Below are 25,035 nucleotides of genomic sequence, written 5' to 3' on the forward strand. Positions count from 1 at the left end.
TTATGCCACCTCCTCATCTTTCAGTGCTGCCTTTGCCTCTTTGGCAATGATCTTATGTTTATACTTACTCAGGAATTGTTCTGCCACAACCAGAAGAATGATAATACCCTGGGTGATCTGTACAATTTCCAGTGTTACATCTGTTCTCCGGGCCATAATGGAAGCACCGGTACGCAGATAAGCAAGAAACAGCGCTGCAAAAGGTGTATACAGCGGATTTTTCTTTGCAAGGGTACAGATAATGATCGCATCCCATCCATATCCCAGAAGTGAAGTCCATGTAAATCTGCTGTAAATCGGGCTGAGCATTTCCACTCCACCGCCAAGACCTGCCACAAAACCACCAAGGATCTGAGAAAGTACAATAACCTTTACGATACTCACTCCTGAATATCTGGCAAATTCTTCATTCTCACCTGCCAGACGAAGTTCATATCCCATTTTGGTCCTGTACAGAAACAAATATCCAAGCACTGCCACTGCAATAGCAATGATAAAGCCCAGATGTACACGGGTTCCCTGAATCAGTACCGGAAGTTCAGATGCTTCGCTCAGCTTATAGGAAGCAGCACTTGCCTTTGGATCTCCGATTACATTGTTAAGCATATAGTTTCCAAAATACAGCGCAATGTAGTTGATCATCAGAGAGGAAACCATCTCGGATGCTGTAGTCGTAATCTTCATAATAGCAGGGATTACAGTAAATAAAGCACCTGCCAGACCAGCGCAGACCAGGGCTGCAAAAGGAGATACAAAGCCTGCAGTCACTTTAATGGCAATACAGGAAGCAATCAGACCTCCAATATGAAAAGCGCCCTCTCCAGCCAAGTTGATCTGGTTTGCAGAAAACATAATACATACACCGGTTCCCGTAAAGATCAGCGGAATCATAGATTCCACCACATTACCCATACTTCGCTTATTAGTCAGAGGACCAATAAGCAAATATTTAATAGCCTCCAGCGGCTGATCACTTACCATGAAGATAATTACAAAAGAGATGGCAAGCGCGATCAGAACTGACATGATCGTTCTGATAATATCAAATCTTTTTGCACTATTCATAAGTCACGCCCTCCAGTACATCATCATGCTTGATTCCCAGCATATGCTGTCCAAGCTCTTCCTCTGTCACTTTCTCCACATCTGTAAAGAAACCGGCAAATTTTCCTTTGTACATAACTGCCAGTCTGTCACTAAGAGAAAAGATCTCTGTAAGGTCTGCCGAAATCAGGATGACTGCACAGCCTGCATCGCGAAATTCCAGAAGTCTTTTACGGATAAAAGCAGCCGCACCCACATCAATACCACGGGTTGGCTGGTTTGCAATAATAATATCCGGTCCTGTAGAAAATTCTCTGGCAACAATTACTTTCTGAATATTTCCTCCGGAAAGCATACCCACATTCTGTTTTCTGGATTTACATTTCACCATATATTCTCTGATCAGCTCATCACTGCGCTTTTCAATTGCTTTTTTCTTTAAAAACAATCTACCGGAATAAGCTGTATCTTTGTACTGATTGGAAAACATGTTTTCCTGAATAGAAAGATTACCTGCACAGCCGGAAGTCATACGGTCTTCAGGAATATGGGCCAGCTTCAATGCCCTGATTCCTTCGATGGAAGTATTCGCAATATCCTCCCCCTTGATCTTTATCTCACCTTTGTATTTCTTGTTCAGACCGGTAAGGGTATCGATCAGTTCACTCTGTCCGTTTCCCTCCACACCGGCAATTCCCAGAATCTCTCCACCTTTTACATCAAAGGAAAGATCATCCACCTTCAACACACCCTGGGAATTATGCACAGTAAGATTACGGACTTTTACAAATATATCATCCGTAAGATGCTGTTCATTCTTATCAAATGTCAGAGATACCTCACGGCCAACCATCAGTCTGGACATTTCCTGTGTAGTAATATCCTTCACCTCATAGGTTCCCATGCTTCGTCCATTTCTCATAATAGTTGCACGGTCACAGATCTTTTTGATTTCATCAAGTTTATGAGAAATAAAAATAATCGTGTGTCCCTTATCCTTCAGTTTCATAAGCTGGACAAAAAGCTCATCTGTTTCCTGCGGAGTAAGCACTGCCGTAGGTTCATCCAGAATCAAAATTTCTGCTCCTCTGTAAAGAGCTTTCAGAATTTCTACCTTCTGCTTAATACCTACCGGGATTTCCTCCACCCTCTGATTAACATCAAGGTCAAAATTATACTCCTCTGCAATATCCCGGGCAGCCTTTACAGCTTTATCCATATCAATAAACAAGCCTTTCTTCGGCGCAACACCCAGAATAATATTTTGTGCCACTGTCAGAGAGGGTACCAGCATAAAATGCTGATGTACCATTCCAATCCCTTTACTGATAGCCTCCTGTGGAGATTTTATTGTTGTTTTCTGACCATTCAGAATAATATCACCCTGATCCGGTGCTTCCAGACCAAAAAGCACTTTCATCAATGTACTTTTTCCGGCACCGTTTTCTCCCAGAAGTGCATGGATCTCTCCTTTTCGGAGCTCAAGGGATACATCTTCATTGGCAACCACACCATTTCCATAAATCTTCATAATGTGGTTCATCTGTAAAACCGTCTGATTATCCAATCGACTCACCTCATCTCACATTAATGTTTATATTTCGGTTAAACACAGAGTGCGCATCATGCTTTACATGATGCGCACCTTTGCAATCCACATCTATACGGATGAACCGCTACTGTTCACTTTTTCTGTAGTAACGATCAGCCTACTTTTGCAGAATCGATGAGAGCCTTGATATCGTCCTCGCTCATTGCATCATCGCCAAGAGCTGTAGGAACTGTAATCTTTCCATCAATGATCTGCTGCTTCAGATCCTCAACCTTTGTACGGATCTCTTCCGGAACAACCTCTTTATAGTGATCATCCTCTACCAGCTCTACACCACCGTCAGAAAGTCCCAGATACTCCAGAGTACCATATGGAAGCTCACCATCCATATCCTCTTTAATAGCACGGATCAGGGAATTACCTACATTTTTCAGTGCAGATGTAGGAATATTAGCTGCGTAATCCGGCAGAACTGCTGCCTGGTCAGAGTCAACACCAAAAGCATATCTCTTTGCATCTACTGCTGCCTCAATCTGTCCAAGACCTGCACTTCCTGCTACGTTAAATCCAATGTCAGCACCATTCTGATACTGAGTAAGAGCCATATCTTTTCCTGCTGCAGAGTCATAGAAGTTTCCTACATATGCCAGAGCCACCTGTGTATCAGGATCCACATCCTTTGCACCCTGAATGTATCCAACCAGGAAGTCATTGATAACAGAGTTCTCCATACCACCCAGGAAACCAATGATCTTGTTGGATGGATCGATCATGTCCAGAGACTCATCTGTAGTCATCATAGCAGCCATAGCACCGATCAGATAAGATACCTCATTCTGTTTGTACATTACATTATATACATTCTCCTCTCCGCCTGTGCTGAAATCAAAGGCTTCATCAAAGAAGATAAACTTCTGATCCGGATAATCAGCTGCCGCATTGGTCAGCGCATCCAGCATCTGGTAAGTTCCACAGATAATTACATCGTAAGAACCATCATCACAGTAATCATACATGGTAGGCTCCCATTTTGCTTCATCAGCGGAAGTAGCACCCATCTGCTCAACCTTGAATGTAAACTTATCATCGCCCAGCTCTTCCTGAAGTGCTTCCAGACCTGCATTTGCAGAATCATAGAAAGATTTGTCACCCAGAGTTCCGTTCAGAAGCAGTGCTGCCTTATATGGTTCACCATCTTCCTTTGCCATAACCGGCACTGTTACCAGTCCTGTGGAAAGGATCATTGCTGCTGTAAGAGTTGCTGCTACTAATTTTTTCTTCATATTATAGTTCCTCCTTTTTCTCATACATGCCCGGTATTCTGCGCTCCAGCCCTGCAGATACTGTCTACGGTTTCCTGAACCAGTTCCTCCAGAGAGATTTCACGGTATTTACCTCTCATATAGGTCTCCAGCTTCTCAAAAGCCGGATGGAGCAGTTCAGAGGGAATAGACTGGATTCCCTGTTGGATTGCCAGAAGCGGCATAATCATTCCCGCATTGCAGTCTACATCAATACCGCACATAGTAATGATGTGAAGGGTTTCACGGAAATCACCGTTTCCATATATTAATGCAATGATCTCACAACAGGCATTGGGATATGCATGGATCCAGTTGTAGGTATGATATTTGTCCATACATGCCTTCAGTGCATCCTGCCAGCTGTCACAGCGCATACAACACTCATACGCATATGAGATCACTGAATAATATTCACTTTTTTTCGGGATCATATCAATAGAAGCTTTTACTACACTGTGAATATCTGTATTCACAAATGCAAGTGAAGTCATCACAGCATTGAAAACTTCTCCCAGAATTCCATTGTTTGCATGGGAAACTTCGCCATCTCGCCATGCAAGTCTCGCTGCCATATAAGGATTACCCGGTGCTGCCATTCCGCATATTCCGGCTCTCATCTGAGCACCGATCCATTCATTGAACGGATTGCAGTGGGTACCACTTTCCGGAGGGAAAATACCGCTTTTGATATTCCGGATAGCCAACTCCTCTGCTGACCAGCCACAGGGAATAAATCCTACCCACCTGAGTGCAATATCCTCTGCTGTAACTTCATATCCCTTCTCAGAAAAAGCATCCAGAAATGCCAGTTCAAAGGTAATATCATCATTGTAAGTATTTGGTTCCCGCAGATAACCTGTCACATCCCCAAATGCTTTCTGTAAATTCTCACTGGTATAGCCCTCCACCATGGTTCCCATAGCTCCGCCAACCAGCTGTGCCAACCACCCGGCACGGATCTTTTCTCTGAAATCTTCTGTAGAAGCATCAACCGCTATGGAATCCGGAAAGCTTACTTCCTTCTCATACTCCTCAAAAGAATGATAATATTTGTATTTCCAGTATTCTGAGTTTTCATCCTTTTGGGCATTCATCAGCTCTCTTCGTAAAAGCGCTGACAATTGATGGAGCTTCACAAAATCCCGCTCCTGATGTGCTGCAAGTCCCTGCTCCAGGAACCTGTATCCGGTCTCGCTGACCTGATAGCCCCTGTTCTCAAGTGCCTGAACAGCTGCCACCATAATCTTCTCCGGAGCCCCTGATCCCGGTACATTACTGCCCCAATCCAGGGACAGATTATCATCATAGAATTGAGATACGTCTACGTTATCCGTCCAGGTCTGCTCCTCCTCCGATCGTACCACCGGTCTGGCTTCACGAAAAATCTGTTGTGCTTTTTCCCAGGCTTTCATATCTTTCTCCTTTATCCATGACAGATACTGATCAGACATCAATGGCAAATAAGGCTCTGATCCTCTTCGTTTCTGTACATACAATTGTAATTCAGTTCTTTTATTGTACCTTATTTCAAATAAAATTTCCACCCATTTCTCTTAAAATATAAAAATAAAACAAATTCATTACCTGTTTTCCCATAATCTTCAAAATATTATATAGGTCCTGCCAAAAGAATTGTAAGAAAAACAGTTTTCCTGTATAATGTTGTGTGATAACAATTTGAGGAGGAATTTTTATGTACGCTTTGTTTACCCTTCTGGCCGGTGCCTGTCAGTCTGCCATGGGCAGCCTGAACCGCATGCTCACCGATTATGTGGGAATGTTTGGCATGAGCCTTGTGGTTCATGCAGTAGGCGGAATTTTACTTATTCTGTATATGAAACTATTTGTTCATGAGAAACTGAAAATCAGCGGAATGCCCTGGTATCTCTATTCTGCCGGTTTTTTTGGAATTTTTCTGGTTGTCACTTCCAGTTACTGTATCGGTGTTTTGGGTGTCTCGGTGGTAACCTGTCTTTCTGTAACCGGTCAATTGGTGATTTCTGCAGTGATCGATCATTTCGGATGGTTCGGTGTACCCAGAATTCCTTTTAACCTGAAACGTTTACCCTGCTTTGCACTGATCCTTGCAGGGCTGATCATTATCACTCTTTCATGAAAGGACATTAATCATGGCATTTATATTAACTCTCGCATTCGTAAACGGATGTGCCACCGTTATTTCCAAAATGATCAATTATCGGTGTACAAAATATCTTGGAACCAACAATGGTTCTCTGGTGAACTATGTGGTGGCTTCAGTCTTATCCTTTGTTTTACTGACAATATCCTCAAAATTTTCTATTAACCTATATTCTTTTAGCCAGGCTCCCTGGTGGGCCTATCTGGGCGGAGCCTTCGGGATCGTGGCATTTATTATTTCCATGATCACACTCTCTCATCTGAAAGTTATGGAATCCACCATTCTTTTACTGACAGGACAGCTTACTGCCGGAATTTTGTTTGACGCCTTTATGTTCCATAATATTAATCTGAAGAAGCTTCTGGGAATCCTTCTGGTAGCTGCCGGAATCATCTGGGATAACAAAATTTCCCATATGCCTGAAAAGTAATTCTCTTTCCTGACAAAAAAAGATTTTCGCATGGCAAAGGAGTACTTTACTCTTATTTTCTTTCCATGTGAAAATCTTTTTTATTCATTTTATGATGTTAGTTCAGCATTCTGCTGATATGCACAGTCTCTTCTATCGCTGCCTCCAGAATCTTCTCGCCATCCAATTCCTGGACATCAATTCCGTCTGCATACACACAATTATACTGATCAATCCCAAAAAACTGGCATAAAGCTTCCATATATCTGCTTCCAAGCTCCATATGGCTATCTGCCCATATACCTCCACGGGTAGTAAGGAACAGCATCCACTGGCCCTTACAGATTCCATGCATACCGGATTCATCGCACTTAAAGGTAATACCATCTGCCGAAATATTTTCAATGTAAACCTTCAGCACTGCCGGTATACTCAGATCCCAGAACGGCGCTGCCACAACAATTCCATCTGCTTCCCGGAACTGATTTCCATACCGAAATACAGGAGCTGTATAATCCCCTTTCATCAAAAGCTCATCCCTGGCCTTTAAGGTATCCGTTGTCCAATATTTTAAATCCATTTTGTTCAGATCCAGCACCTCAAACTTCCAGTCCGGATGCTGCACCTTCATAGTATCCAGGGCAGTCGTAAGTAATTTTCTGGTTCTGGATTCCTCCTGTCTGACACAGGCATCAATTACAAGAATCGTTTTTTCCATAATTATTTATCATCTCCTGTCAGTCTTAATACATCCCGGATTTCTTCCACATCCATATCCAGGATTATCGCCAGTTCCTCCACACTGAATTTAGATTTTTCATCCTCATCATCTTCTGTCAGTTCCCGCACTGCCGCTTCCAGCTTTTCTACTTTTGCCACCAGATAATCATCTTCGAATTTCTTCTGTGTCTGCTCCTCAATGGCCCGAAGGATTCCTGCGCGGATTCTTCCCAGAAGCCATTTTTCATCCTTGTGGTCATTCTCCTCGTCCAGAGCCATAAGCAGACTGACATTCGCTTCCTGGATCAGATCTGCCAGGAAAATCTCCTCACAATTCAATTCCGCTGCCATCTGTGCTGCTCTGGGCAGATATTTCTGAGAAAGCTCTGCTGCTGCCAGAGCATCTCCCTGATTCAACAGCCCGAAAAGCTCTTCTGTACTGCGCAGAACCTTTTTCTGTTCTTCCAGATTTTCCAGGTATTCCCTCAAATATTCTTCTTCCTCTGCAGTAAGCGCTACCTTTTTTTGCATTTCCTCTGTTCCCGGTGTTTCCGAATCTGCAGGTTTCTGAAGGGCTTCTGCACCCTCAATGGAAATCCCCTGAAGCTTCAGGTACTGAAGAATTTTGATTAGCTGTGATTTGTCAAGATCCATATCTCCAAAGCATTCCTTTATCTGCTCCAGCTTCAGCGCCTTACCACTTTCCTCACCGAGCTTACAGATTTCTGCCAGTTTTTCCTGAAATTTATTTATATCCATATAGTCTTCTCCTTGCCAGATCGTTAATCAGATTTATTGCCCTTATCTTATCACGAATCATTTTTTCACACAAGCCACAGGATTTATATGATCCTGCAAATTTTACACAAATTTTTCATTAACGCGCATGTGTATTTTACAAACCATTTTTATAATAAAGTACATAAAATGAAAAAAAGAAAAGAGGAATCATTATGTATCAGACATTATGGAATTCTATTAATAAACAGGTAAAAAACTCACATGCTGCTGCAACTTTTCTGGCTGTTTCACTTATAAGCTGGACAACTATCGGTCTTCTGACAGGCTTTTTGATCTGCATGATCGGCGGTATGTCCTTTGTTACAAAGGTAACTGTTGTCCTTTGCAGCGGCGGGTATACAGGATTGATCTTTGGTTTCTTTGGCGGTATTTTATATCTGTACCGGACAGAACCACGTCATTCAACTGACTCTGCCCCCTCACAGGTTCCCACTGTTTCCCAAATATCTCTCAACGCCAAGACAGCTGCCCGGTAATAAATCGGACAGCTGTTTTTTATCCAAGCGCTACATCCAGAATCATCATCAGAGAGAATCCTACTGCGAAGAAAAGAGTTCCTATGTTGGAGTGTTCTCCGACAGACATTTCAGGTATGAGCTCTTCTACCACTACATAGAGCATAGCTCCGGCAGCGAAGCTTAAAAGATATGGAAGTGCCGGGACAATGAAGCCGGCAGCCAGGATTGTGAGGACTGCACCGATAGGTTCTGCAATCCCGGACAGGACTCCACCTGCAAAGGCTTTGGTCTTTCCCATCCCTTCAGAACGCAGGGGCATGGAGATAATAGCTCCCTCAGGGAAGTTTTGAATAGCAATCCCGATAGAAAGGGCCATAGCTCCCATGATAGTAATCTGGGCGTGACCTGTCAAATAACCTGCGTATACAACTCCTACTGCCATTCCCTCCGGAATGTTATGCAGAGTTACTGCAATAACCAGCATGGTAGTTCTCTGAAGTTTGCTCTTCGGACCTTCTGCCTTGTTACTGTTCTGGTGAAGATGCGGGATCATGTGATCCAGCAAGAGCAAAAAAAGCACCCCTATCCAAAATCCCACTGCTGCCGGTACAAATGAAAGCTTCCCCAGTCCGGAAGACTGTTCAATTGCCGGGATCAGCAGACTCCATATGGAAGCCGCAACCATAACTCCTGCTGCAAAGCCGGTAAGTGCCCTTTGGATCTGTTCATTCAGATTCTTCTTCATGAAAAATACGCAGGCAGCTCCTGCAGAGGTTCCAAGAAAAGGAATCAGAATTCCATAGAATACATTTATATCCATTGATTTATTCCTCCTGTTTTATCTATATTCATATTTAAGAAATATGTTTTTTTGTTTAGCTTATGCTAACTCATGTAAGTATAACAAATTTTTCGCAAAATAAAAAGAGGATACAAAATTTTTTGTTATTTTGTATTCTCTGCATTAGATTGTGTTTGAAAAGACTTTCTGCAAAATATACTACAAAGTGAGACGTGCAGATTGCGGGAATGTTTTTCAAAACACGTTACATAGTGCAACAGAAATAAATATTCTCATGTAAACTGCATTTTGGATTAAATCCTGCGTGGCAGTAAGGGCAGCTGCCTTTTTTGTATTCCTGAAGTGTAAGTTTCCTGCCACAATTTCCGCATAAAACAGGATAAGCTTCTTCCGGTGTTGTTGCAACAAATGGATGATCTTCCAGTTCATCGTGGCAGGAATAACATGCGTAATATTTTCTGCATTTTGCACAGAGCAATGCAGCTATGTCAAGCTGTGTGTGATAGTGTGTACACCGTCCTGCCTTATCAAGCCCGATTCCATGGATCTTTATGTTTTCCTGCTTTCCCCGAGTATCTTTCGGCAGGCTATTCTTTATCCTGTTACTGTTATCAGCGGTTTCCTGCATTGTTGATTCCTTTTCTGATAGGAATTGCGATCAGAACTGCAAGAACTGTGATCACAATATCCTTTGGAATAAATGCTGTTAAGGAGTATACTGCAATTGCCGGGATGCTCATGGAGCCTCCTACAAAGTGCCACTGCAGACCACCGATTGTCTCAACGATCAGAAGTCCGATCAGTGCAAACCCGATTGAAATTGCAAGGTTTTTTGTCTTGTTCTCTGTTTTCGGACGGATTCCGCAGAGCCAGGTCATGATCGGCCATGCCCAGATGTATCCTCCGGTAACTCCTACAATGCTGCTGATTCCACCTGAGAAGTTAGCAAAGATCGGAAGACCGATGGCTCCCAACAGAACGTAAACCAGTGTTGCTGTAGTTCCAAGTCTGGAACCAAGTACTGCTCCTACAAGCGCTACGCCAAATACCTGAATAGTAATCGGTACACCGGTAGGCATTGGCAGTGAAATCTGTGATATTACTGCAAGAACTGCTGCAAACATACCAACCAGTACCATTTCTCTGGTTGTAAATTTCCTCTCTGCAGCAGGGCTTTTTGCATATGACTGACTCATAATAAGACTCTCCTCTTTCCCTGTTGATGATTGATTTTGACTTTCTTTTTATATCATAAGCGGGGAGGATTGTCAACCTGTTTCTCTGTATTTGGTTTACATTTTTGTTAAGTCGTATATAGTGTTGCTATTTCACCACTATCTGTAAATTATAACATATTATACATCAACTGCAATACAGGTATTTCCACAACAGTTACAAAAAGATGGTGAACCGGACTGAATTCAATCTGAGAAGCGCTGTCATCGTAACTGAATACAACTTTTCCACTGGCCTGGTCTTTTTTATCCTGTTCTGTTAATTCGTAATCATCCGATACCACTTTATTTATATAATGTACATAATACAGATTTATTCCATTTACAGTGGCAATAATATCACCTGACGGAATAAGTTTTGAGTTATATTTCTGCTGTTCAAACGATACAACATCTCCATTCTTCTGGTAATCAAAGGACACCGATTTAAACTTTTCAATTACATTTGCATTGTCATCCTTAAAACTGTTTTTTATAATATTACCCTTTTTAAAGCAGTACCCGTTCTCAAAGGTATCAATCAATATCGGTCTATACCCAATATCCTTTGTAACCTGTTCTACCGTTGGAAGAGATGTATAATCAGCACGTGATGCTGACGAACCTGTCCACATTGAAATCTTTCCTGTTGCTGCCACAGCAGTAACTCCAATTGTAAGTGTTGCAGCTATCAACAAAGGTAATATTTTCTTTTTTGATCTCATAGTCGTTTGCTTCATCTATTGAATTTTTTTCTCTGTTCCTGAGACGTTGCAAAAGCTCTGCTTCATCTGTCATATCAACCCTACTTTCTTTTTAATACTTTCAAAATTAAAAGCTTTTAACCTTTACATTCTTATATATCCTGTCAAAGAGCAAAAAGTTTCATTTTTTAATAAAAAAAGTATACAGAACTCGTGTTAAATTCTGTACACTCTCAATAAACTGTTCCTTTTCCATATCCTGAAAACGGCTTCAAAATTTTTCTACAGTATATTTTTATTCTCTACAGCACATAATAATGCGGAATAATATCTTCATAATGTCCATCCGGCATTCTGAATCCCTGGGGAATTACGCCAAGTCTGGTAAAACCTATTCTTTCATATAAATGTAATGCATGGGTGTTATTTGCAACCACTGCATTGAACTGCATAATACGGAAGCCTTTTACTTTCGCCTGTGCGAGGCAGTCAAGAACCAGTTTCTCGCCAATGTGTTCACCACGGAAATCTCTTCTTACTGCATAGCTGGCATTACAGATATGTCCGCATCTTCCTACATTGTTCGGGTGCAGGATATAGAGACCGACAATTTCATTGTTGTCAGTGTTTACTGCGATTCCTGTATAAGTCTGTTCTTTGAAAAAAGCATCTCCTGTTTCTTCTGTCAGGTTTTCTTCCTGTGGGAATGCTACACCATCCTCTACCACCTGATTCCATATTGTAATAGCTGCTGTTACGTCTTCTGTCTGATATTCTCTGATTACAATACCCATTCTTCTGTCCTCCATTTTCCATATCATACCGTTAACTACCAGTTTTCTGTTTCTTTACACACATCTACCCACTGCTTATTGCTTTTCGCAATTGAAACATGGGACTTACTTGATTCAATTAAAATCCCAGAATCCAGTCCCTGTTTCAGGATCATATTTGCGGCGGATAGTTCCGCCTGTTACCGGATGAAGTTCGATTTCTGCAGTATACAGTACAGTAATTGATTTCATATGACCTGCTGCCATGCAATGTCGTTCACCATCTTTATAAGAAAATACTGCATGGGTATGATGGTAACAAGTATTATTTTCACCTGTGACCACGTTACCGTTTAAAGATACCAACTCAAGCATTCCGGAAATGCGCTGTTCTTCGAAGCTGCCTGTCTCTGGGATAAAGGTCTGAATTTCTGCATCCTTGCATCCTCCGATCCCTGAAAAAGTGGCTGATCTGATATTTTCTTTTTTACATATTTCGAGGATTGTACTGATGATCTCGTCATTACGATCCATTCTTATGTAATAGCATTCGCCGAATTTTCTGTAATCCATTTTTTATCTCCATTTAAGTTATTGCTTTTGGATAAATATTGCTTAACAGAAATATTATATTCCTGTTTCCTGTTGATAACAATCCCTATCATTCTGTTTCTGTCATTTAAAGAAGTGTACGTTACTGTGAACGGAGTAAACAGTAACAAGTGTGCAATTTTAACATCTTCCACAGTTCCTGCACGGGTTACATCTGGCTTTTTTTATGTGCGGATACCATTCATGGATTTCCGGTAATGGATCGCCTTTTTTCCATTCTTTTACACTATAGTGATCCGTAAAAAACACTTTTTCCCCAAAGTATTCTATTTCCAGTGGATAAATTGTAATTTTTTCAGGATTCATACAGCTTTGACAGATTCTCGGGGACAATATCTGATCTCCAAATGATACTGCCTGATTCATAGTGATAATCTGCACATGATTTTCACTGATATATTCTATTTTCTGTTCTGCTGCACATGTGTATGCTGAGGGAATTTTCACTTTGTTGATCGTAAATATCCCCGCAGGAGTTTTTACTGTTTTCATTAATTTTCCACCTTTTATATTCACTATGTTCAATGAAGATAAAGATGAGTGAAGAAAAAACAAGTTCTTTGTATTTGTCCATAATGTCATCCGGCATTCTGAATCCCTGGGGAATCACGCCAAGTCTGGTAAAACCGATTCTTTCATATAAATGTAATGCATGGGTGTTACCATGAACGATCAGTTTTCTGTTTCTTTACACACATCCACCCATCCGTTTGCCTCTGCTGCCTCTGTTACTGTGGCAGTGGATGCTTCCAGTTCGATCACATGGTCAAGAAAGCCTTTCTCTTCCAGATATTTTTCTGCTTTTTCCAAAGACATTTTTCATTTCCTCCTGAGTTATATCTTATCTGTGTCCCAGCTCCCAGAATGCCACTGCACTTGCTGCTGCCACATTCAATGAATCTACTCCGTGGGACATTGGTATCTTTACTGTATAATCGCAGTCTACGATGGTCTGTGATGCAAGGCCGTCACCTTCAGTTCCGAGAATGACTGCCAGTTTTTCTTCTGAACGAAGTGCTTTGTCATCAATTCCTACAGAATCGTCACGCAGAGCCATTGCAGCTGTTTTGAATCCCAGATTTTGCAGACTCTGCATCCCATCCTGTGGCCATACAGTTTTTTTATCAAAATATGTCCAGGGAATCTGGAATACAGTTCCCATGCTGACTCTGGCTGCACGTCGGTAAAGCGGGTCACTGCATCCGCTGGTCAGAAGTACTGCATCCATATGGAGAGCTGCCGCTGAACGGAAAATAGCTCCAATATTTGTAGGATTTACAACATTTTCAAGAACTGCTATGCGGCTGGCATTTCTGCAGATTTCCTCTACAGATGGCAGTGGATTTCTGCGCATTGCACATAGCATTCCGCGTGTAAGGGCAAATCCGGTCAGCTTGACCAGAAGTTCATATTCCGCGGTATAAACCGGCACATCCGGATATTGTTTCAGGATTTCCTGTGCCTCTCCTTCCAGATCTTTATGCTCCACCAGGAAAGAGATTGGCTGATATCCTGCATTCAGGGCACGTTCAATTACTTTCGGACTTTCCGCAATGAAAATTCCCGGTTCCGGTTCATAGTATCGTAAAAGCTGCACTTCAGATGTTCTGGCATATACATCCAGTTCCGGCGCAGCGAAATCTTTTATTTCGTTAAACATAAAAATAAAACCTCCAAACTGAGTAATCTTATCTTACATCAGTTTGGAGGTTTATACAAGAATTCCTTTTCAACAGTGTTGTTCGATTGTTACTGTGAACGGAGTGAACAGTAACGTTTGATTCTTTTTCTTCTGTCTTTATATGCCAGAAACAGAATCGTCAGAAACGTAACCGTCTCCGCTGCAAGAAGAGAGATCCAGATTCCATTTAATCCAAATAATTTCGCAAGTATAACTGCGCAGATAACAATAGCAACAATTCCTCTCAGGAATGATCCCACAATCGCGATTTTCGGTTCATCTACTGCTGAGAAATATGCCACCAGTACAATATTGATTCCTGCCACTATAAATCCAAGGAAATACAGACGCAGTCCTGTATGTGCATAATTCAACAACTGAACATTGTTTTCACTGTTAAAAATGCTAATCAGCGGGTCAGTTGCTGTCCAGATGATCAATTGGATCAGTGCTTCTACTGCAAGGCATACGAGCAGGCTCCATTTCAGAAGTTTTTTTACCTGAGTGGGCTGACCTTTTCCGTAGCTTTCACTGATCAGAGGCTGTGCTCCCTGGGCCAGACCGTTGAAAATTGCAAATGCCACGATAGAAAGGTTTGCCACAACTCCATAGGCTGCTACACCTACATTTCCTGCGATTCCCAAGATCAGGAAGTTAAATACAATAGCGATCACACCGGAAGACAGTTCACCGACAAATGCGGAAACTCCCAGCTGACAGCAGGAAATCAGGTGCCTGAATGACGGTTTTTTCCAATGGAATTCTACATGGTTTCTGCTGCTTCTGTAGTGTATGGTACAGACACTCATTGTTACGATCGGACAGATTGCAGTAGCCAGTCCTGCTCCGGAAAATCCCAGGCCGACAGGGAACATGAATATGTAATCAAATACAATGTTAAAAATACTTCCGCTGATGGAACCGATCATTGCAATAGAAGGCGCTCCATCGTTTCTGGCAAATGCAGTACATGTATAGTTTGACATGAAGAATGGTGTTGCAATCAGAATAATTCTCATGTAGTTTCGTCCAAGTCCGATCAATCCGGCATCTGCCCCCAGCAAAGCCAATGCCTTGTCTGGAATGAAGATTCCGATCAGCATAAATGGAACTGCAGCCAGTATGCTCCAAGTTACTGACTGTACGAAATAATGATCTGTATTTTCTCCTTTTGCCCTGCTTATGGCATACCTGGTAGCGGAACCAATCCCAATCATAGCCCCAATCGCATAGATTAGCCCATAAACCGGCAGGATCAGGTTCAGGATTGCCAGCCCATCAGCACCGGAATATACAGAGATAAAGAAAGTATCTGCCAGAACATAAACAGAAATCCCGATCATTCCGGCAACACTCTGGGTTACATATTTAGTAAATCTTTTCAGCATAATTCTTTTCTCCTTCCGTAAAGGCTTGCTTTCTATTATATCTGTATTTTAAGAAATAGCAATCAAAAACTCCTCTCAGGCAGCTATGCATAATAATTTCAGCAACATGCTGATTATAGCAGGTATCGATAAATTTATATCATTCTGATGAAATATTATATTTCATTTTTCACGTTAATAATATAAAATTATCAATGTAAAAAATATCAGGGCATATTCGAATAATCATTTCTAAACTTTTTCAAATATGCTCCGGAAAGGAACTTTTATACTAATGAAAACCAAGATTCAGGATATGACCTCCGGTTCACCGGGACGGTTGATCATTCTTTTTGCAATTCCCCTGATGCTGGGAAATATCTGTCAGCAGCTTTATACAATGGTGGATACCATGGTTGTTGGCCAGGCTGCAGGTGTGGAGGCTCTTGCCGCACTGGGTGCTGTTGACTTTCTGATGTGGGTTGTCACAGGAATATCCACAGGACTCACTCAGGGATTTTCTATTCAACTCTCCCAATATTATGGGGCAAAGGATTTCGAAAATCTGCGTAAATCTCTGGCTCATAGTTACCGACTGACCGCATTCATCGCAGCCGGAGTATTGATTCTCAGCCAGTCATTTGCTTCGCTGGTATTAACAGGGCTGCATACACCTTCCAATATTATCGGAATGTCTCTGTTATATCTGCGCATCATTTTCTGCGGAATCCCCGCCACAGCAGCCTATAATATGTTTGGCTCTGCCCTAAGGGCTATGGGAAACAGTAAAACACCGCTGACTGCAATGATCATCGCATCTGTGCTGAATGTCTCACTGGACATCCTTTTTGTGGCAGGCTTCAGATGGGGTGTGGCAGGAGCAGCAATCGCAACTGTGATTGCACAGAGCTTCTCCGCTGTTTACTGTTTCCTGATTTTACGCAGAATTGATATCGTTCATCTGACCAGAGCAGATTTTATGCCTGCCTCCGGTATGAATGCCCGCCTGATGAAGCTTGGTATTCCTGTTGTATTTCAGAATATCATCATCGGTGTGGGCGGTCTGGTAGTCCAGTATGTGATCAATGGCTACGGTTTCCTTTTTGTAGCAGGATTTACAGCTACAAACAAGCTTTATGGTCTGCTGGAAATGGCTGCTATTTCCTATGGATATGCCATCGTTACCTATGTGGGTCAGAATCTGGGAGCCAGAAAGATTGACAGGATCAGAAAAGGCGTCCGCAGCAGTATGATGCTTTCCCTGCTTACCTCACTGATCATTTCTGCTGCCATGTTTTTATTTGGAAAAAATATTCTCTCACTTTTCATCTCAGGTGAACCGCAGCAGACACAGCAGGTACTGGCAATTGCTTTTAAATACCTTTCTATTATGGCTGCCATGCTTTGGGTTTTGTACTTCCTGTACGTGTACAGATCTGCACTTCAGGGGCTGGGAGATACCTTAATGCCTATGGTAAGTGGTATGGCTGAATTTGTCATGCGTATCAGTGCTGCACTGATCCTTCCCTATTTCATCGGACAAGACGGTATTTTCTTTGCAGAGATTGCAGCATGGAGCGGAGCCACTGTGATCTTATGCATCAGCTATTATGTACGGATGCATAAATATCATTAAAACAAAACAGGCACATAGTCCCGGATATCCGGTATATGTGCCTGTTTTTTGATCAGTCGATTCTTAGGATAGCGTTCAGGATTCTTCTTGCGCTAAGACGGATTTCTTCTTCAGTAATAAAACCTTTTTCGTAACCTTCTTTAGGCCTTGTTAAAGTTCTTCCCTTAAAAATGCAAAAGGTTCTTCATCCTGAAGGAAATGCATAAGCTGATATGCACACATGATCGCTACATTTTCCTCACGCAGAATCCTCTTTACTTCTTCTCTGTCAGCAAGCACAACTTCGATTTCTTCGGAATCCTCCTGTGCCGCTTTACTGATCTCGCCTTCCGCGTAACCGTAAACAGTTGCGCAGGATTCATCTGTCATGCCAACCGTTGTGAAATAAGGTTTCTCAAATGCAGGATCTACTTTCAGAGGTGTGAATTTCAATCCTGTTTCCTCGTACATTTCTCTTACCGCACCCTCATGAAATTCTTCGTTTGGTTCTACCAGACCTGCCGGAAATTCGTAGATATATCCGCCGATTGCGTATCTGTACTGACGTACCAATACAACTCTGTCTTTTTTTTCTCCGTAAAGACTGTAAATGATCACGCCATCAGGAGTGTTTTTACCTGTTTTTATCTTTAATTCGTTAATAGTTTTCGCACGTGATGCCACGAAATATGACACAGGAGTGTTGTGGATGCTTGTTGCATTTAAATGATACAAATTCAAAAATTTACAGTCTGTCAGTTTCTCGATATTGTGTATCTGTCCCATAATGGATACTTCCTTTCGTTTTTTAATATTATCTGTGGATTAATTACTGCTAATTTTCTGATTTCCTCAATAACTTCCTGCCGGATACCAGTATCATTCATTTCATAAACCTCACATTTTGATGTTTATACTTTTCCTTATCTTACCATATTATCCTATCTTTTTTAAGCCTGTCAGATAATTTCTGCAATTATTTTTTTACTCGCATATAACAAAAGAGTATCCTTCCGTTCATATGGAAAGATACTCTTTTATGCGGATAACAGGACTTGAACCTGCACGGGATGCCCACTGGTACCTAAAACCAGCGCGTCTGCCAATTCCGCCATATCCGCCTGTTATAAAAACAGCGGAAACCTTATAAAAGATTTCCGCTTGTTTAATGAAGCATCGGGGATTCGAACCCCGGACAACTTGATTAAAAGTCAAGTGCTCTACCGACTGAGCTAATGCTCCATATAAAAGACTGGGCTAGCTGGATTCGAACCAGCGAATGCAGCAGTCAAAGTGCTGTGCCTTACCGCTTGGCGATAGCCCAAAGGCAAAGGGTGGATACAGGGATTCGAACCCTGGGCCTCCAGAGCCACAATCTGGCGCGCTAACCAACTGCGCTATACCCACCACAGCGTGCCTGAAGGGATTCGAACCCCCGACCCACGGCTTAGAAGGCCGTTGCTCTATCCAGCTGAGCTACAGACACATCTCCCTGTTACATACAGAGAAGCGGGTGATGGGAATCGAACCCACGTATCTAGCTTGGAAGGCTAGTGTTCTACCATTGAACTACACCCGCATTTCGCTGAAACGGTAATGTTGTTGTTTACAGCAGTCGGGGTGACAGGATTCGAACCTGCGGCCTCCTGGTCCCAAACCAGGCGCTCTAGCCAAACTGAGCCACACCCCGCTGTTTCTTTATTTATTTTTGCTTCGTTGTCCGACGCAAGACATATTATATGTTAATCAGTGTCAAATGTCAACACCTTTTTTTCAATTTTTACAATTTTTTTTAAAAATTAAATTTTCAAAGGTATAAGGCAGGATGAAAACCCAGTAAAATCAAGGGTTTGCAGACTTTCCCGGTTAATCCCAATCCCGCCTTTTTTTCTATATTTTTTCTATATTTTTTCTATATTTTCTTCTTTTTCTATTTTGATTATAAATTTTTTAAGCAAAATATATTGTTTGATTTATTTGCTACATTTGATCAAAATAAATCTATTTTTACAGATACCGGATTTCTGCCTGCAGATCCTTCCCCTCTTCTGCCTCCATCACAGCATAACTGAATTTACGCCCTCTCTGTCTGGGAAAGGTCAGGCTGCCCGGATTAATCACCAGGATTCCCTCCTGCATCTCAATTTCCGGATAATGTGTATGTCCAAACAGCACTGCCTCACAGCCTCTGGCTCTGGCAGCTTCTACAATGCCATCTGTTCCGCCTGAAACCCCATAAGTATGTCCATGGGTCACCAGAATCTTTTTTCCTGCAAGATCAATAATTTCTTCCCTTGGAAGGTCCGAAAAGAAATCATTATTTCCTGATACAATACAGCAGGGGCAGTCCACAAGAGCTTCAATAAAAATCTCGCGGCCTTCCACATCTCCACAATGAATCAGGTAATCAAAGGGTTCCTCCCTGTATACAGCTTTTTCCAGGTTCTCGTCCCTTCCATGAGTATCACTGACGATCAATATTTTCATCTGCATCTTCCTTTATTTTGTGAATGTCTTATTTTAATACGTCCCTGATCGCACGAAGGGCTTTCCCCCTGTGACTGATCTTATTTTTTTCCTCCATAGAAAGTTCTGCAGAGGTACATCCATATTCCGGCAGATAAAATATAGGATCATATCCAAAACCATTCTCTCCCTTTTCTTCGTACCCGATACGGCCTTCCATTGTCTCTCTTACTGTTTTCACAGTTCCGTCCGGAAATGCTGCCGCAACTGCACAGACAAATCTTGCAGTACGCTTTTCGTCCGGTACTCCTTCCAGACGCTGGATCAGATTTCCATTTTTGATACGGTAGGAAGTATCTTCTCCCATATAACGGGCAGAATAGATTCCCGGTTCCTTATTCAAATAATCAATTTCCAGGCCTGAATCGTCTGCCAGCGTAATCTCACCTGTCATTTCACAGATTGTTTTCGCTTTGATCTCTGCATTTTCTTCAAAGGAATTTCCATCTTCTACAATATCTGCATGGATTCCCGCTTCTTTCATGGAAACAACCTCCACATCCATATCTGCCAGAATTTCCCGGATTTCCTTCATCTTATTCTGATTTCCTGTTGCAAAAATTATTTTTTTCATTTTCTGATACCCTCATCTATTGCGTTTTCATGTTTAGTTCTTCTTTTTCGGCGGACGTGGACCCAGAAACTGATAATAATAGGTTTTCAACATACCATTATAAATCTTTCTGTTTTTATCTGCCTTCCTGCCAATATCATTTTCTGCTTTATCATAAGATGTGATCAGATACATAGACCACTTATCCAGACGCTGATAGCTCTCCCCGATCTCCCGATAAAGCCGGGACAGATTTTCCTTTTCCTCCAGACGTTCACCATAGGGTGGGTTCGTGATAATAAAACCATAGGGCTTCGGATGTCGAAGTTCTTTCACCGGACGCTGCTGAAAATGAATCAGCTTGTCTACTCCTGCCATTTGGGCATTAGCTCTGGCAGCCTTTAGAGCTTCCGGATCAATATCATATCCCTGAATATCTGTTTCAATGTTAAGATTTACTCTGTCCTGAGCCTCTTCCAGCGCATCATACCAGCACTTTCTTGGAACCAGATGCTTCCAGTCCTCGGCCAGAAATGAACGATGCATACCAGGTGCAATATCTGCAGCGATCATTGCAGCCTCTATTGGAAAAGTACCGCTTCCACAGAAAGGATCTACCAGAATTCTGTCTTTGTTCCACGGTGTCAGCATGATCAAAGCAGACGCCAACGTTTCTGTAATAGGCGCTTTCACTGTCATTTTCCGGTAACCTCTCTTGTGAAGGGAAATGCCCGAGGTATCAATACCAATGGTCGCTACATCCTTCATAAAGGCTACACGGATGGGAAAACTGGCTCCTTCCTCCTCAAACCAGGATACCTTATATACCCCCTTCAGACGTTCCACAATCGCCTTTTTCATAATAGACTGGATATCTGAGGGACTAAACAGCTTACTTTTTACAGAATTCGCTTTTGCCACCCAGAATTTACCATCTCTGGGAATATAATTTTCCCAGGGCAGAGTCTTGGTTTTCTCAAACAGCTCGTCAAAGGTCTGCGCTTTTACCTCCGCCACCTTCAACAGGATTCTCTCCGTAGAACGCAGAAACATATTTGCATCTGCAATTCCCTGGGCATCTGCCTGAAAAGTCACCTTACCATCTTCCACTTTGGTGATCTCATAACCAAGATCAAGAATTTCCCGCTTCAGCACAGCCTCCATCCCAAAATGGCAGGGTGCGATCAGTTCAAATTTATCCATTCTTTATCCTTTCATTTTTCATATATCTGTCAGTATGATTATAAATTTATTTGCTTTACAATATTGCCTTCAAAATCTCTGATTAAAAATACTCCGTTTTCATAAATCCCATAAGTAGGTGGATTTCCCTCCTTAGGAATAGACACAGATCCCGGATTTAACAATATATATCCTTCCTTTTGCTCAGCACGGAGGACATGGGTGTGTCCATGAATCAGGATATCCCCATCCTGAACAGGGGGCAAATTATTTTCATTATAAATATGCCCATGTGTAGCATAAAAAGTTCTGCCATCCAGATTGAGAATACAGTAATCCGCCATCACCGGAAACTGCAGCACCATCTGATCTACCTCTGCTTCACAATTTCCTCGAACTGCGTATATTTCTCTTTTCAAAGCATTCAACATAGAGATCACTTCCTTAGGTGCATAATCTTTCGGAAGATCATTTCTTGGTCCATGGTAAAGCAGATCGCCCAGCAAAACCAGGCGTTCTGCCTTTTCCTCTCTATAAGCATCCAGCATCTTTCTGCAGTAATATGCAGATCCATGAACATCTGATGCAAACATATATTTCATAATTTCATTTCTCCTCTTTGTTTCGTTGTTACTGTTTAATTCTTTCACAGTTACCTTTTTCTTTCTAATTCATTACATTACCATGGTCAGGAAGAAATTACAAGATTTCTTCCCCGATAAGCCCGAAAACCTCCGATCACAGACCTGGTCATATAGCCTTTTTTTGCCAGTTGTCTGGCTAACATAAGACTTGCCCCACCTCTGTCACAATAAAGTACCAGAACCTTTTTTTCAGGTAATTTTCTATATTCATCGAATTTTCCGTATGGTATATTCACTGCCCCTTTTACATGACCTTCTGCATATTCTTTCTCATCTCTGAGATCTATGATCAGTGAATCCTTCCGATCCACATAATAATCCAGCATTTTTGCAGAAATAGTTTCCAGAGGAAACATAGCTGACTCCTTTTTATTTATAGTATATGCATAGTTTCAGAATTGAGAAACCAGCCTATTACATAGAGAACACCCCGGTAGGGGAGCTACCGGGGTGTTCAAGGGGAGTATAAATAATTAAATAAGGGGTTATGTAAAAAAAATTTTTGAAGGGTAAATTCTTTTTACAAGTACGATTATAATATAGCTTGTTGAAAAAATCAACATATTTTAATGAATATTCCCTGAGGTTTTTGGAATAATAACAATTGTCATTCAGAAACACCGGGATTTTTATAAAAAATACTCAATTCCGGTTAATAAACCACATTAGGAGGAATTAAAATGGCAAAAAATTACGATTCTACAACCAAAAACAGCAAAAATTATGAGGGCACTTCCAGTAAATACAGTTCCGAAAGCAGAACAAACCAGTCCTCTGACCACACTAACAACAGCGAATCAAACTGTCATAACAGCAAAAACAGTAATAAAATGAATCATAAGGACTCCCAGTCTTACAAATCCGAAGAAACCTCCAGATACTAAAATCTGCTCAAAAATCCCCCTGAAGTCTTTCCGCGACCCTTCAGGGGGATTTTTATCAGGCTTTCTCTTCCAGATATTCCAGACATTCATTCACACTTTTGATACCCAGTTCCTTGCGTACTTTATCCTGAATTTCCACCAGACATTCCAGAAGAATCGGATTAAACACTCCGCATTCTCCATTTAAGATCATCTCCATTGCCTTTTCATGAGAATATGCTTTCTTATATACCCGGTCGCTTACCAGGGCATCATACACATCTGCCAGTGATACCACCTGGGCAGATATGGGGATTTCTTCTCCTTTCAAGCCATCCGGATATCCTTTTCCATCATAACGTTCATGGTGCCAGCGACAGATTTCATAGGCATATTTCATCATCTCTTCATCATGATACATTTCCAGACTATCCAGCATCTGGGCACCTATGAGCGTGTGCTGTTTCATAATTTCAAATTCTTCCTTTGTAAGCTTTCCGGATTTATTCAGAATTTTTTCATCAATTCCGATCTTACCGATATCATGAAGCGCAGAAGCTGTGGCAATCATATACTGCTGAGACCAGGAAAGATTATAATTCTCTGATTTCCGCATCAGTTTCTCCAGCAAAAGCTGAGTCAGAATATTGATATGAAGCACATGAAGCCCGCTTTCACCATTTCGAAACTCTACAATCTGGCTGAGAATCCCGGTCATCATACGGTTATTTTTCTCTTTTTCATAAATCTGATCTGTTACCAGATGGATCAGACGCCTTTGCTTGGCATAAAGCTTGATCATATTGATAACCCGCTGATATACCACCTTGGTATCAAATGGTCTGCTTATGTAATCTGAAGCCCCCAGTTCATAGGCACGACGGATATAGCTCTCCGATCCTTCACTGGAAATCATAATCACCGGTATATCCTCGATCCATTTATCTCTGTTCATATAGGCAAGTACTTCAAATCCATCCATTTTGGGCATAATAATGTCCAGCAGAACCAATGAGATTTCAGTTCCATACTGCTCCAGCATCTCCAGGGCCTCATTTCCATCACAGGCTTCCAGGATCCGGTATTCTTTTCCCAGAATTTCCTTGAGTATCTCGCGGTTCATTTCAGAATCATCAACGACCAGAAGCTGAGGCAGATTTCTTTTTTCCATCTCATCTGTATTTTGCTTCAGATCCCAACGGGTCACTACTGTATTTTTATGCCCCTTGGCCATATACATAAGTCTGTCTGCTTTGGTGATTGCTTCCTCCATCCTGCCGTGGGTAAACATAGCTCCACCAATGCTCACTGAAAGGATCAGACGATTAAAGCCGGGGATATGCGTCTCATGAATCTTCTCCTGGATCATGCGAAGCTTCTGAGAAAAAACCTCCTTCTCAATTCCAGGCAGGATCAACAAAAATTCATCTCCTCCATAACGCACCAGAATATCCGTGCGGCGGATATAATGCCGAATCACCTTCACTACGGTTGTCAGTACCAGATCTCCTCCATCATGACCATAAGTGTCATTGCATAATTTGAAATCATCCAGATCAATAACCGCAATTCCGGCATTCACAGACATATCCTTGACTTTTTCCTCAAAATATCTGCGATTATATGCCCCGGTCAGCACATCCTTATACAGCTTTTCACTATATACAGTCAGTTTTCCTGCCAGCTTTTCGTACCCTTCTTTATCAGTCAGTGTATTCTCATCCAGCTTTTTCAACATTTCCATTACATAAGGCTCACCATCTATTTCCAAATACTTTGCAAACACCTGGTACATGTCGGAATCAAGAAATTCAATCTTGGATGTCTGTTTCTTTTCATCCAGTGCTTTAAGAGAAATACAATTATCACATCTTTTATTTTTATTCCAGAAAGCATAACACTGACAAAGATATTTTTTTCCTGGAAGCTTACTTTCCATTCCGGCAGCCTGCAGATCACTGCCCTTCAGAAGACGGACTATATCAAAAATCTCCCGGAGCACTTCCATTTTATTCTCTGCTTCCTGCATTGTTATTTGTTTCCACTCGATCATTATTCCCAGCCTCTCACG

General features: G+C 41.7%; 29 protein-coding genes and 7 tRNA genes. 5 read left to right on the forward strand and 31 right to left on the reverse strand.

Annotated features, from left to right (window positions below; translation table 11 throughout):
• The 4 genes from ACTNDS_RS04915 to ACTNDS_RS04930 form a co-directional block, all read right to left on the reverse strand.
• Positions 1–1,065 (reverse strand): ABC transporter permease, encoded by a 1,065-nt coding sequence (locus tag ACTNDS_RS04915; protein ID WP_441034103.1) that lies wholly within the window; start codon positions 1,063–1,065, stop codon positions 1–3.
• Positions 1,058–2,611: an ABC transporter ATP-binding protein gene (locus ACTNDS_RS04920; protein WP_173744111.1), complete on the reverse strand. Its 1,554-nt coding sequence runs from the start codon at positions 2,609–2,611 to the stop codon at positions 1,058–1,060. Before ACTNDS_RS04920 ends, ACTNDS_RS04915 begins: the two co-directional genes overlap by 8 nt.
• Positions 2,612–2,748: 137 nt before the next feature.
• Positions 2,749–3,879: a BMP family lipoprotein gene (locus ACTNDS_RS04925; RefSeq protein WP_441034106.1), complete on the reverse strand. Its 1,131-nt coding sequence runs from the start codon at positions 3,877–3,879 to the stop codon at positions 2,749–2,751.
• Between the two features lie 20 nt (positions 3,880–3,899).
• Complete coding sequence (locus tag ACTNDS_RS04930; protein ID WP_441034108.1) at positions 3,900–5,312, reverse strand: ADP-ribosylglycohydrolase family protein; 1,413 nt, start codon at positions 5,310–5,312, stop codon at positions 3,900–3,902.
• A 281-nt stretch (positions 5,313–5,593) separates the two neighbouring features.
• Between ACTNDS_RS04930 and ACTNDS_RS04935 the strand changes: the two genes are divergently transcribed.
• Positions 5,594–6,016 carry a DMT family transporter gene (locus ACTNDS_RS04935; RefSeq protein WP_173744113.1) on the forward strand — a complete coding sequence of 141 codons (423 nt, stop codon included), beginning with the start codon at positions 5,594–5,596 and terminating at the stop codon, positions 6,014–6,016.
• Positions 6,017–6,029: 13 nt separating this feature from the next.
• On the forward strand, positions 6,030–6,470 hold the full coding sequence (locus ACTNDS_RS04940; protein WP_441034110.1) for a DMT family transporter: 441 nt from the start codon (positions 6,030–6,032) through the stop codon (positions 6,468–6,470).
• Positions 6,471–6,567: 97 nt separating this feature from the next.
• On the opposite strand, the gene ACTNDS_RS04945 is transcribed toward ACTNDS_RS04940, so the two are convergent.
• Positions 6,568–7,167 carry an NAD(P)H-dependent oxidoreductase gene (locus tag ACTNDS_RS04945; RefSeq protein WP_441034112.1) on the reverse strand — a complete coding sequence of 200 codons (600 nt, stop codon included), beginning with the start codon at positions 7,165–7,167 and terminating at the stop codon, positions 6,568–6,570.
• A 2-nt stretch (positions 7,168–7,169) separates the two neighbouring features.
• A complete protein-coding gene (locus ACTNDS_RS04950) occupies positions 7,170–7,928 on the reverse strand; it encodes a hypothetical protein (protein WP_441034114.1) in 759 nt (252 codons plus the stop codon).
• Positions 7,929–8,122: 194 nt separating this feature from the next.
• Here ACTNDS_RS04950 and ACTNDS_RS04955 point away from each other — a divergent pair, with 194 nt between their 5' ends.
• On the forward strand, positions 8,123–8,446 hold the full coding sequence (locus tag ACTNDS_RS04955) for a hypothetical protein (protein WP_433845066.1): 324 nt from the start codon (positions 8,123–8,125) through the stop codon (positions 8,444–8,446).
• A gap of 19 nt (positions 8,447–8,465) precedes the next feature.
• Here ACTNDS_RS04955 and ACTNDS_RS04960 read toward each other — a convergent pair whose 3' ends face one another.
• The 10 genes from ACTNDS_RS04960 to ACTNDS_RS05005 form a co-directional block, all read right to left on the reverse strand.
• Entirely contained in the window at positions 8,466–9,248 is a 783-nt protein-coding gene (locus tag ACTNDS_RS04960; protein ID WP_441034117.1) for a ZIP family metal transporter, read from the reverse strand.
• A gap of 226 nt (positions 9,249–9,474) precedes the next feature.
• Complete coding sequence (locus ACTNDS_RS04965) at positions 9,475–9,858, reverse strand: CHY zinc finger protein (protein ID WP_441034119.1); 384 nt, start codon at positions 9,856–9,858, stop codon at positions 9,475–9,477.
• Positions 9,842–10,426 carry a biotin transporter BioY gene (locus ACTNDS_RS04970; protein WP_022381192.1) on the reverse strand — a complete coding sequence of 195 codons (585 nt, stop codon included), beginning with the start codon at positions 10,424–10,426 and terminating at the stop codon, positions 9,842–9,844. Before ACTNDS_RS04970 ends, ACTNDS_RS04965 begins: the two co-directional genes overlap by 17 nt.
• Positions 10,427–10,575: 149 nt before the next feature.
• Complete coding sequence (locus ACTNDS_RS04975; RefSeq protein WP_441034121.1) at positions 10,576–11,169, reverse strand: hypothetical protein; 594 nt, start codon at positions 11,167–11,169, stop codon at positions 10,576–10,578.
• Between the two features lie 281 nt (positions 11,170–11,450).
• Positions 11,451–11,942: a GNAT family N-acetyltransferase gene (locus tag ACTNDS_RS04980; protein WP_173696594.1), complete on the reverse strand. Its 492-nt coding sequence runs from the start codon at positions 11,940–11,942 to the stop codon at positions 11,451–11,453.
• 114 nt (positions 11,943–12,056) lie between these two features.
• The gene (locus ACTNDS_RS04985) at positions 12,057–12,494 is read right to left on the reverse strand and encodes a PPC domain-containing DNA-binding protein (protein ID WP_022379989.1); all 438 of its coding nucleotides are present in this window, start codon (positions 12,492–12,494) and stop codon (positions 12,057–12,059) included.
• 159 nt (positions 12,495–12,653) lie between these two features.
• Positions 12,654–13,115, reverse strand: coding sequence for a hypothetical protein (locus tag ACTNDS_RS04990; protein ID WP_441034124.1), 462 nt, complete (start codon positions 13,113–13,115; stop codon positions 12,654–12,656).
• Between the two features lie 90 nt (positions 13,116–13,205).
• Positions 13,206–13,349, reverse strand: a complete 144-nt coding sequence (locus tag ACTNDS_RS04995; protein WP_441034126.1) for a hypothetical protein — start codon at positions 13,347–13,349, stop codon at positions 13,206–13,208.
• A gap of 25 nt (positions 13,350–13,374) precedes the next feature.
• Positions 13,375–14,193: a TrmH family RNA methyltransferase gene (locus tag ACTNDS_RS05000; RefSeq protein WP_441034128.1), complete on the reverse strand. Its 819-nt coding sequence runs from the start codon at positions 14,191–14,193 to the stop codon at positions 13,375–13,377.
• Positions 14,194–14,282: 89 nt separating this feature from the next.
• The gene (locus tag ACTNDS_RS05005; RefSeq protein WP_441034130.1) at positions 14,283–15,602 is read right to left on the reverse strand and encodes an MATE family efflux transporter; all 1,320 of its coding nucleotides are present in this window, start codon (positions 15,600–15,602) and stop codon (positions 14,283–14,285) included.
• 274 nt (positions 15,603–15,876) lie between these two features.
• Here ACTNDS_RS05005 and ACTNDS_RS05010 point away from each other — a divergent pair, with 274 nt between their 5' ends.
• Complete coding sequence (locus ACTNDS_RS05010; protein WP_441034132.1) at positions 15,877–17,217, forward strand: MATE family efflux transporter; 1,341 nt, start codon at positions 15,877–15,879, stop codon at positions 17,215–17,217.
• 150 nt (positions 17,218–17,367) lie between these two features.
• Here ACTNDS_RS05010 and ACTNDS_RS05015 read toward each other — a convergent pair whose 3' ends face one another.
• The 14 genes from ACTNDS_RS05015 to ACTNDS_RS05080 form a co-directional block, all read right to left on the reverse strand.
• Positions 17,368–17,982, reverse strand: coding sequence for an NUDIX hydrolase (locus ACTNDS_RS05015; RefSeq protein ID WP_441034134.1), 615 nt, complete (start codon positions 17,980–17,982; stop codon positions 17,368–17,370).
• A complete protein-coding gene (locus ACTNDS_RS05020; protein ID WP_441034136.1) occupies positions 17,952–18,083 on the reverse strand; it encodes a hypothetical protein in 132 nt (43 codons plus the stop codon). The genes ACTNDS_RS05015 and ACTNDS_RS05020 overlap by 31 nt, the downstream gene beginning before the upstream one ends.
• Before the next feature lie 153 nt (positions 18,084–18,236).
• Positions 18,237–18,317 (reverse strand) — tRNA-Leu (locus tag ACTNDS_RS05025).
• Between the two features lie 48 nt (positions 18,318–18,365).
• Positions 18,366–18,438, reverse strand: a tRNA-Lys gene (locus ACTNDS_RS05030).
• Between the two features lie 10 nt (positions 18,439–18,448).
• Positions 18,449–18,520 (reverse strand) — tRNA-Gln (locus tag ACTNDS_RS05035).
• Between the two features lie 9 nt (positions 18,521–18,529).
• Positions 18,530–18,603: transfer RNA gene (locus ACTNDS_RS05040), tRNA-His, on the reverse strand.
• Positions 18,604–18,608: 5 nt separating this feature from the next.
• A tRNA-Arg gene (locus ACTNDS_RS05045) sits at positions 18,609–18,682 on the reverse strand.
• A 22-nt stretch (positions 18,683–18,704) separates the two neighbouring features.
• Positions 18,705–18,775: transfer RNA gene (locus ACTNDS_RS05050), tRNA-Gly, on the reverse strand.
• A gap of 36 nt (positions 18,776–18,811) precedes the next feature.
• A tRNA-Pro gene (locus tag ACTNDS_RS05055) sits at positions 18,812–18,886 on the reverse strand.
• A 317-nt stretch (positions 18,887–19,203) separates the two neighbouring features.
• On the reverse strand, positions 19,204–19,683 hold the full coding sequence (locus ACTNDS_RS05060) for a metallophosphoesterase family protein (protein ID WP_019160655.1): 480 nt from the start codon (positions 19,681–19,683) through the stop codon (positions 19,204–19,206).
• A 28-nt stretch (positions 19,684–19,711) separates the two neighbouring features.
• Positions 19,712–20,296: an XTP/dITP diphosphatase gene (locus tag ACTNDS_RS05065; RefSeq protein ID WP_019160654.1), complete on the reverse strand. Its 585-nt coding sequence runs from the start codon at positions 20,294–20,296 to the stop codon at positions 19,712–19,714.
• Between the two features lie 33 nt (positions 20,297–20,329).
• The gene (locus ACTNDS_RS05070) at positions 20,330–21,478 is read right to left on the reverse strand and encodes a THUMP domain-containing class I SAM-dependent RNA methyltransferase (RefSeq protein ID WP_441034138.1); all 1,149 of its coding nucleotides are present in this window, start codon (positions 21,476–21,478) and stop codon (positions 20,330–20,332) included.
• Between the two features lie 38 nt (positions 21,479–21,516).
• Positions 21,517–22,059 (reverse strand): phosphodiesterase, encoded by a 543-nt coding sequence (gene yfcE, locus ACTNDS_RS05075; RefSeq protein ID WP_441034140.1) that lies wholly within the window; start codon positions 22,057–22,059, stop codon positions 21,517–21,519.
• Positions 22,060–22,145: 86 nt separating this feature from the next.
• On the reverse strand, positions 22,146–22,457 hold the full coding sequence (locus tag ACTNDS_RS05080; RefSeq protein WP_173743657.1) for a rhodanese-like domain-containing protein: 312 nt from the start codon (positions 22,455–22,457) through the stop codon (positions 22,146–22,148).
• 324 nt (positions 22,458–22,781) lie between these two features.
• Between ACTNDS_RS05080 and ACTNDS_RS05085 the strand changes: the two genes are divergently transcribed.
• The gene (locus tag ACTNDS_RS05085) at positions 22,782–22,985 is read left to right on the forward strand and encodes a hypothetical protein (protein ID WP_441034142.1); all 204 of its coding nucleotides are present in this window, start codon (positions 22,782–22,784) and stop codon (positions 22,983–22,985) included.
• A gap of 55 nt (positions 22,986–23,040) precedes the next feature.
• Here ACTNDS_RS05085 and ACTNDS_RS05090 read toward each other — a convergent pair whose 3' ends face one another.
• Positions 23,041–25,017, reverse strand: coding sequence for a diguanylate cyclase (locus ACTNDS_RS05090; protein WP_441034144.1), 1,977 nt, complete (start codon positions 25,015–25,017; stop codon positions 23,041–23,043).
• Between the last annotated feature and the right edge of the window lie 18 nt (positions 25,018–25,035).

The organism is Blautia sp. HCP3S3_C12 (assembly GCF_052064155.1).
Lineage (GTDB): Bacteria > Bacillota > Clostridia > Lachnospirales > Lachnospiraceae > Blautia_A.

What these genes read in the sequence shown, in the direction of transcription:
- ACTNDS_RS04915 (WP_441034103.1), bottom strand. Translation starts at nt 1,065, where the DNA reads ATGAATAGTGCAAAAAGATTTGATATTATCAGAACGATCATGTCAGTT.
- ACTNDS_RS04925 (WP_441034106.1), bottom strand. Translation starts at nt 3,879, where the DNA reads ATGAAGAAAAAATTAGTAGCAGCAACTCTTACAGCAGCAATGATCCTT.
- ACTNDS_RS04930 (WP_441034108.1), bottom strand. Translation starts at nt 5,312, where the DNA reads ATGAAAGCCTGGGAAAAAGCACAACAGATTTTTCGTGAAGCCAGACCG.
- ACTNDS_RS04935 (WP_173744113.1), top strand. Translation starts at nt 5,594, where the DNA reads ATGTACGCTTTGTTTACCCTTCTGGCCGGTGCCTGTCAGTCTGCCATG.
- ACTNDS_RS04940 (WP_441034110.1), top strand. Translation starts at nt 6,030, where the DNA reads ATGGCATTTATATTAACTCTCGCATTCGTAAACGGATGTGCCACCGTT.
- ACTNDS_RS04945 (WP_441034112.1), bottom strand. Translation starts at nt 7,167, where the DNA reads ATGGAAAAAACGATTCTTGTAATTGATGCCTGTGTCAGACAGGAGGAA.
- ACTNDS_RS04950 (WP_441034114.1), bottom strand. Translation starts at nt 7,928, where the DNA reads ATGGATATAAATAAATTTCAGGAAAAACTGGCAGAAATCTGTAAGCTC.
- ACTNDS_RS04955 (WP_433845066.1), top strand. Translation starts at nt 8,123, where the DNA reads ATGTATCAGACATTATGGAATTCTATTAATAAACAGGTAAAAAACTCA.
- ACTNDS_RS04960 (WP_441034117.1), bottom strand. Translation starts at nt 9,248, where the DNA reads ATGGATATAAATGTATTCTATGGAATTCTGATTCCTTTTCTTGGAACC.
- ACTNDS_RS04965 (WP_441034119.1), bottom strand. Translation starts at nt 9,858, where the DNA reads ATGCAGGAAACCGCTGATAACAGTAACAGGATAAAGAATAGCCTGCCG.
- ACTNDS_RS04970 (WP_022381192.1), bottom strand. Translation starts at nt 10,426, where the DNA reads ATGAGTCAGTCATATGCAAAAAGCCCTGCTGCAGAGAGGAAATTTACA.
- ACTNDS_RS04975 (WP_441034121.1), bottom strand. Translation starts at nt 11,169, where the DNA reads ATGAGATCAAAAAAGAAAATATTACCTTTGTTGATAGCTGCAACACTT.
- ACTNDS_RS04980 (WP_173696594.1), bottom strand. Translation starts at nt 11,942, where the DNA reads ATGGGTATTGTAATCAGAGAATATCAGACAGAAGACGTAACAGCAGCT.
- ACTNDS_RS04985 (WP_022379989.1), bottom strand. Translation starts at nt 12,494, where the DNA reads ATGGATTACAGAAAATTCGGCGAATGCTATTACATAAGAATGGATCGT.
- ACTNDS_RS04990 (WP_441034124.1), bottom strand. Translation starts at nt 13,115, where the DNA reads ATGACATTATGGACAAATACAAAGAACTTGTTTTTTCTTCACTCATCT.
- ACTNDS_RS04995 (WP_441034126.1), bottom strand. Translation starts at nt 13,349, where the DNA reads ATGTCTTTGGAAAAAGCAGAAAAATATCTGGAAGAGAAAGGCTTTCTT.
- ACTNDS_RS05000 (WP_441034128.1), bottom strand. Translation starts at nt 14,193, where the DNA reads ATGTTTAACGAAATAAAAGATTTCGCTGCGCCGGAACTGGATGTATAT.
- ACTNDS_RS05005 (WP_441034130.1), bottom strand. Translation starts at nt 15,602, where the DNA reads ATGCTGAAAAGATTTACTAAATATGTAACCCAGAGTGTTGCCGGAATG.
- ACTNDS_RS05010 (WP_441034132.1), top strand. Translation starts at nt 15,877, where the DNA reads ATGAAAACCAAGATTCAGGATATGACCTCCGGTTCACCGGGACGGTTG.
- ACTNDS_RS05015 (WP_441034134.1), bottom strand. Translation starts at nt 17,982, where the DNA reads ATGGGACAGATACACAATATCGAGAAACTGACAGACTGTAAATTTTTG.
- ACTNDS_RS05020 (WP_441034136.1), bottom strand. Translation starts at nt 18,083, where the DNA reads ATGAATGATACTGGTATCCGGCAGGAAGTTATTGAGGAAATCAGAAAA.
- ACTNDS_RS05060 (WP_019160655.1), bottom strand. Translation starts at nt 19,683, where the DNA reads ATGAAAATATTGATCGTCAGTGATACTCATGGAAGGGACGAGAACCTG.
- ACTNDS_RS05065 (WP_019160654.1), bottom strand. Translation starts at nt 20,296, where the DNA reads ATGAAAAAAATAATTTTTGCAACAGGAAATCAGAATAAGATGAAGGAA.
- ACTNDS_RS05070 (WP_441034138.1), bottom strand. Translation starts at nt 21,478, where the DNA reads ATGGATAAATTTGAACTGATCGCACCCTGCCATTTTGGGATGGAGGCT.
- yfcE (WP_441034140.1), bottom strand. Translation starts at nt 22,059, where the DNA reads ATGAAATATATGTTTGCATCAGATGTTCATGGATCTGCATATTACTGC.
- ACTNDS_RS05080 (WP_173743657.1), bottom strand. Translation starts at nt 22,457, where the DNA reads ATGTTTCCTCTGGAAACTATTTCTGCAAAAATGCTGGATTATTATGTG.
- ACTNDS_RS05085 (WP_441034142.1), top strand. Translation starts at nt 22,782, where the DNA reads ATGGCAAAAAATTACGATTCTACAACCAAAAACAGCAAAAATTATGAG.
- ACTNDS_RS05090 (WP_441034144.1), bottom strand. Translation starts at nt 25,017, where the DNA reads ATGATCGAGTGGAAACAAATAACAATGCAGGAAGCAGAGAATAAAATG.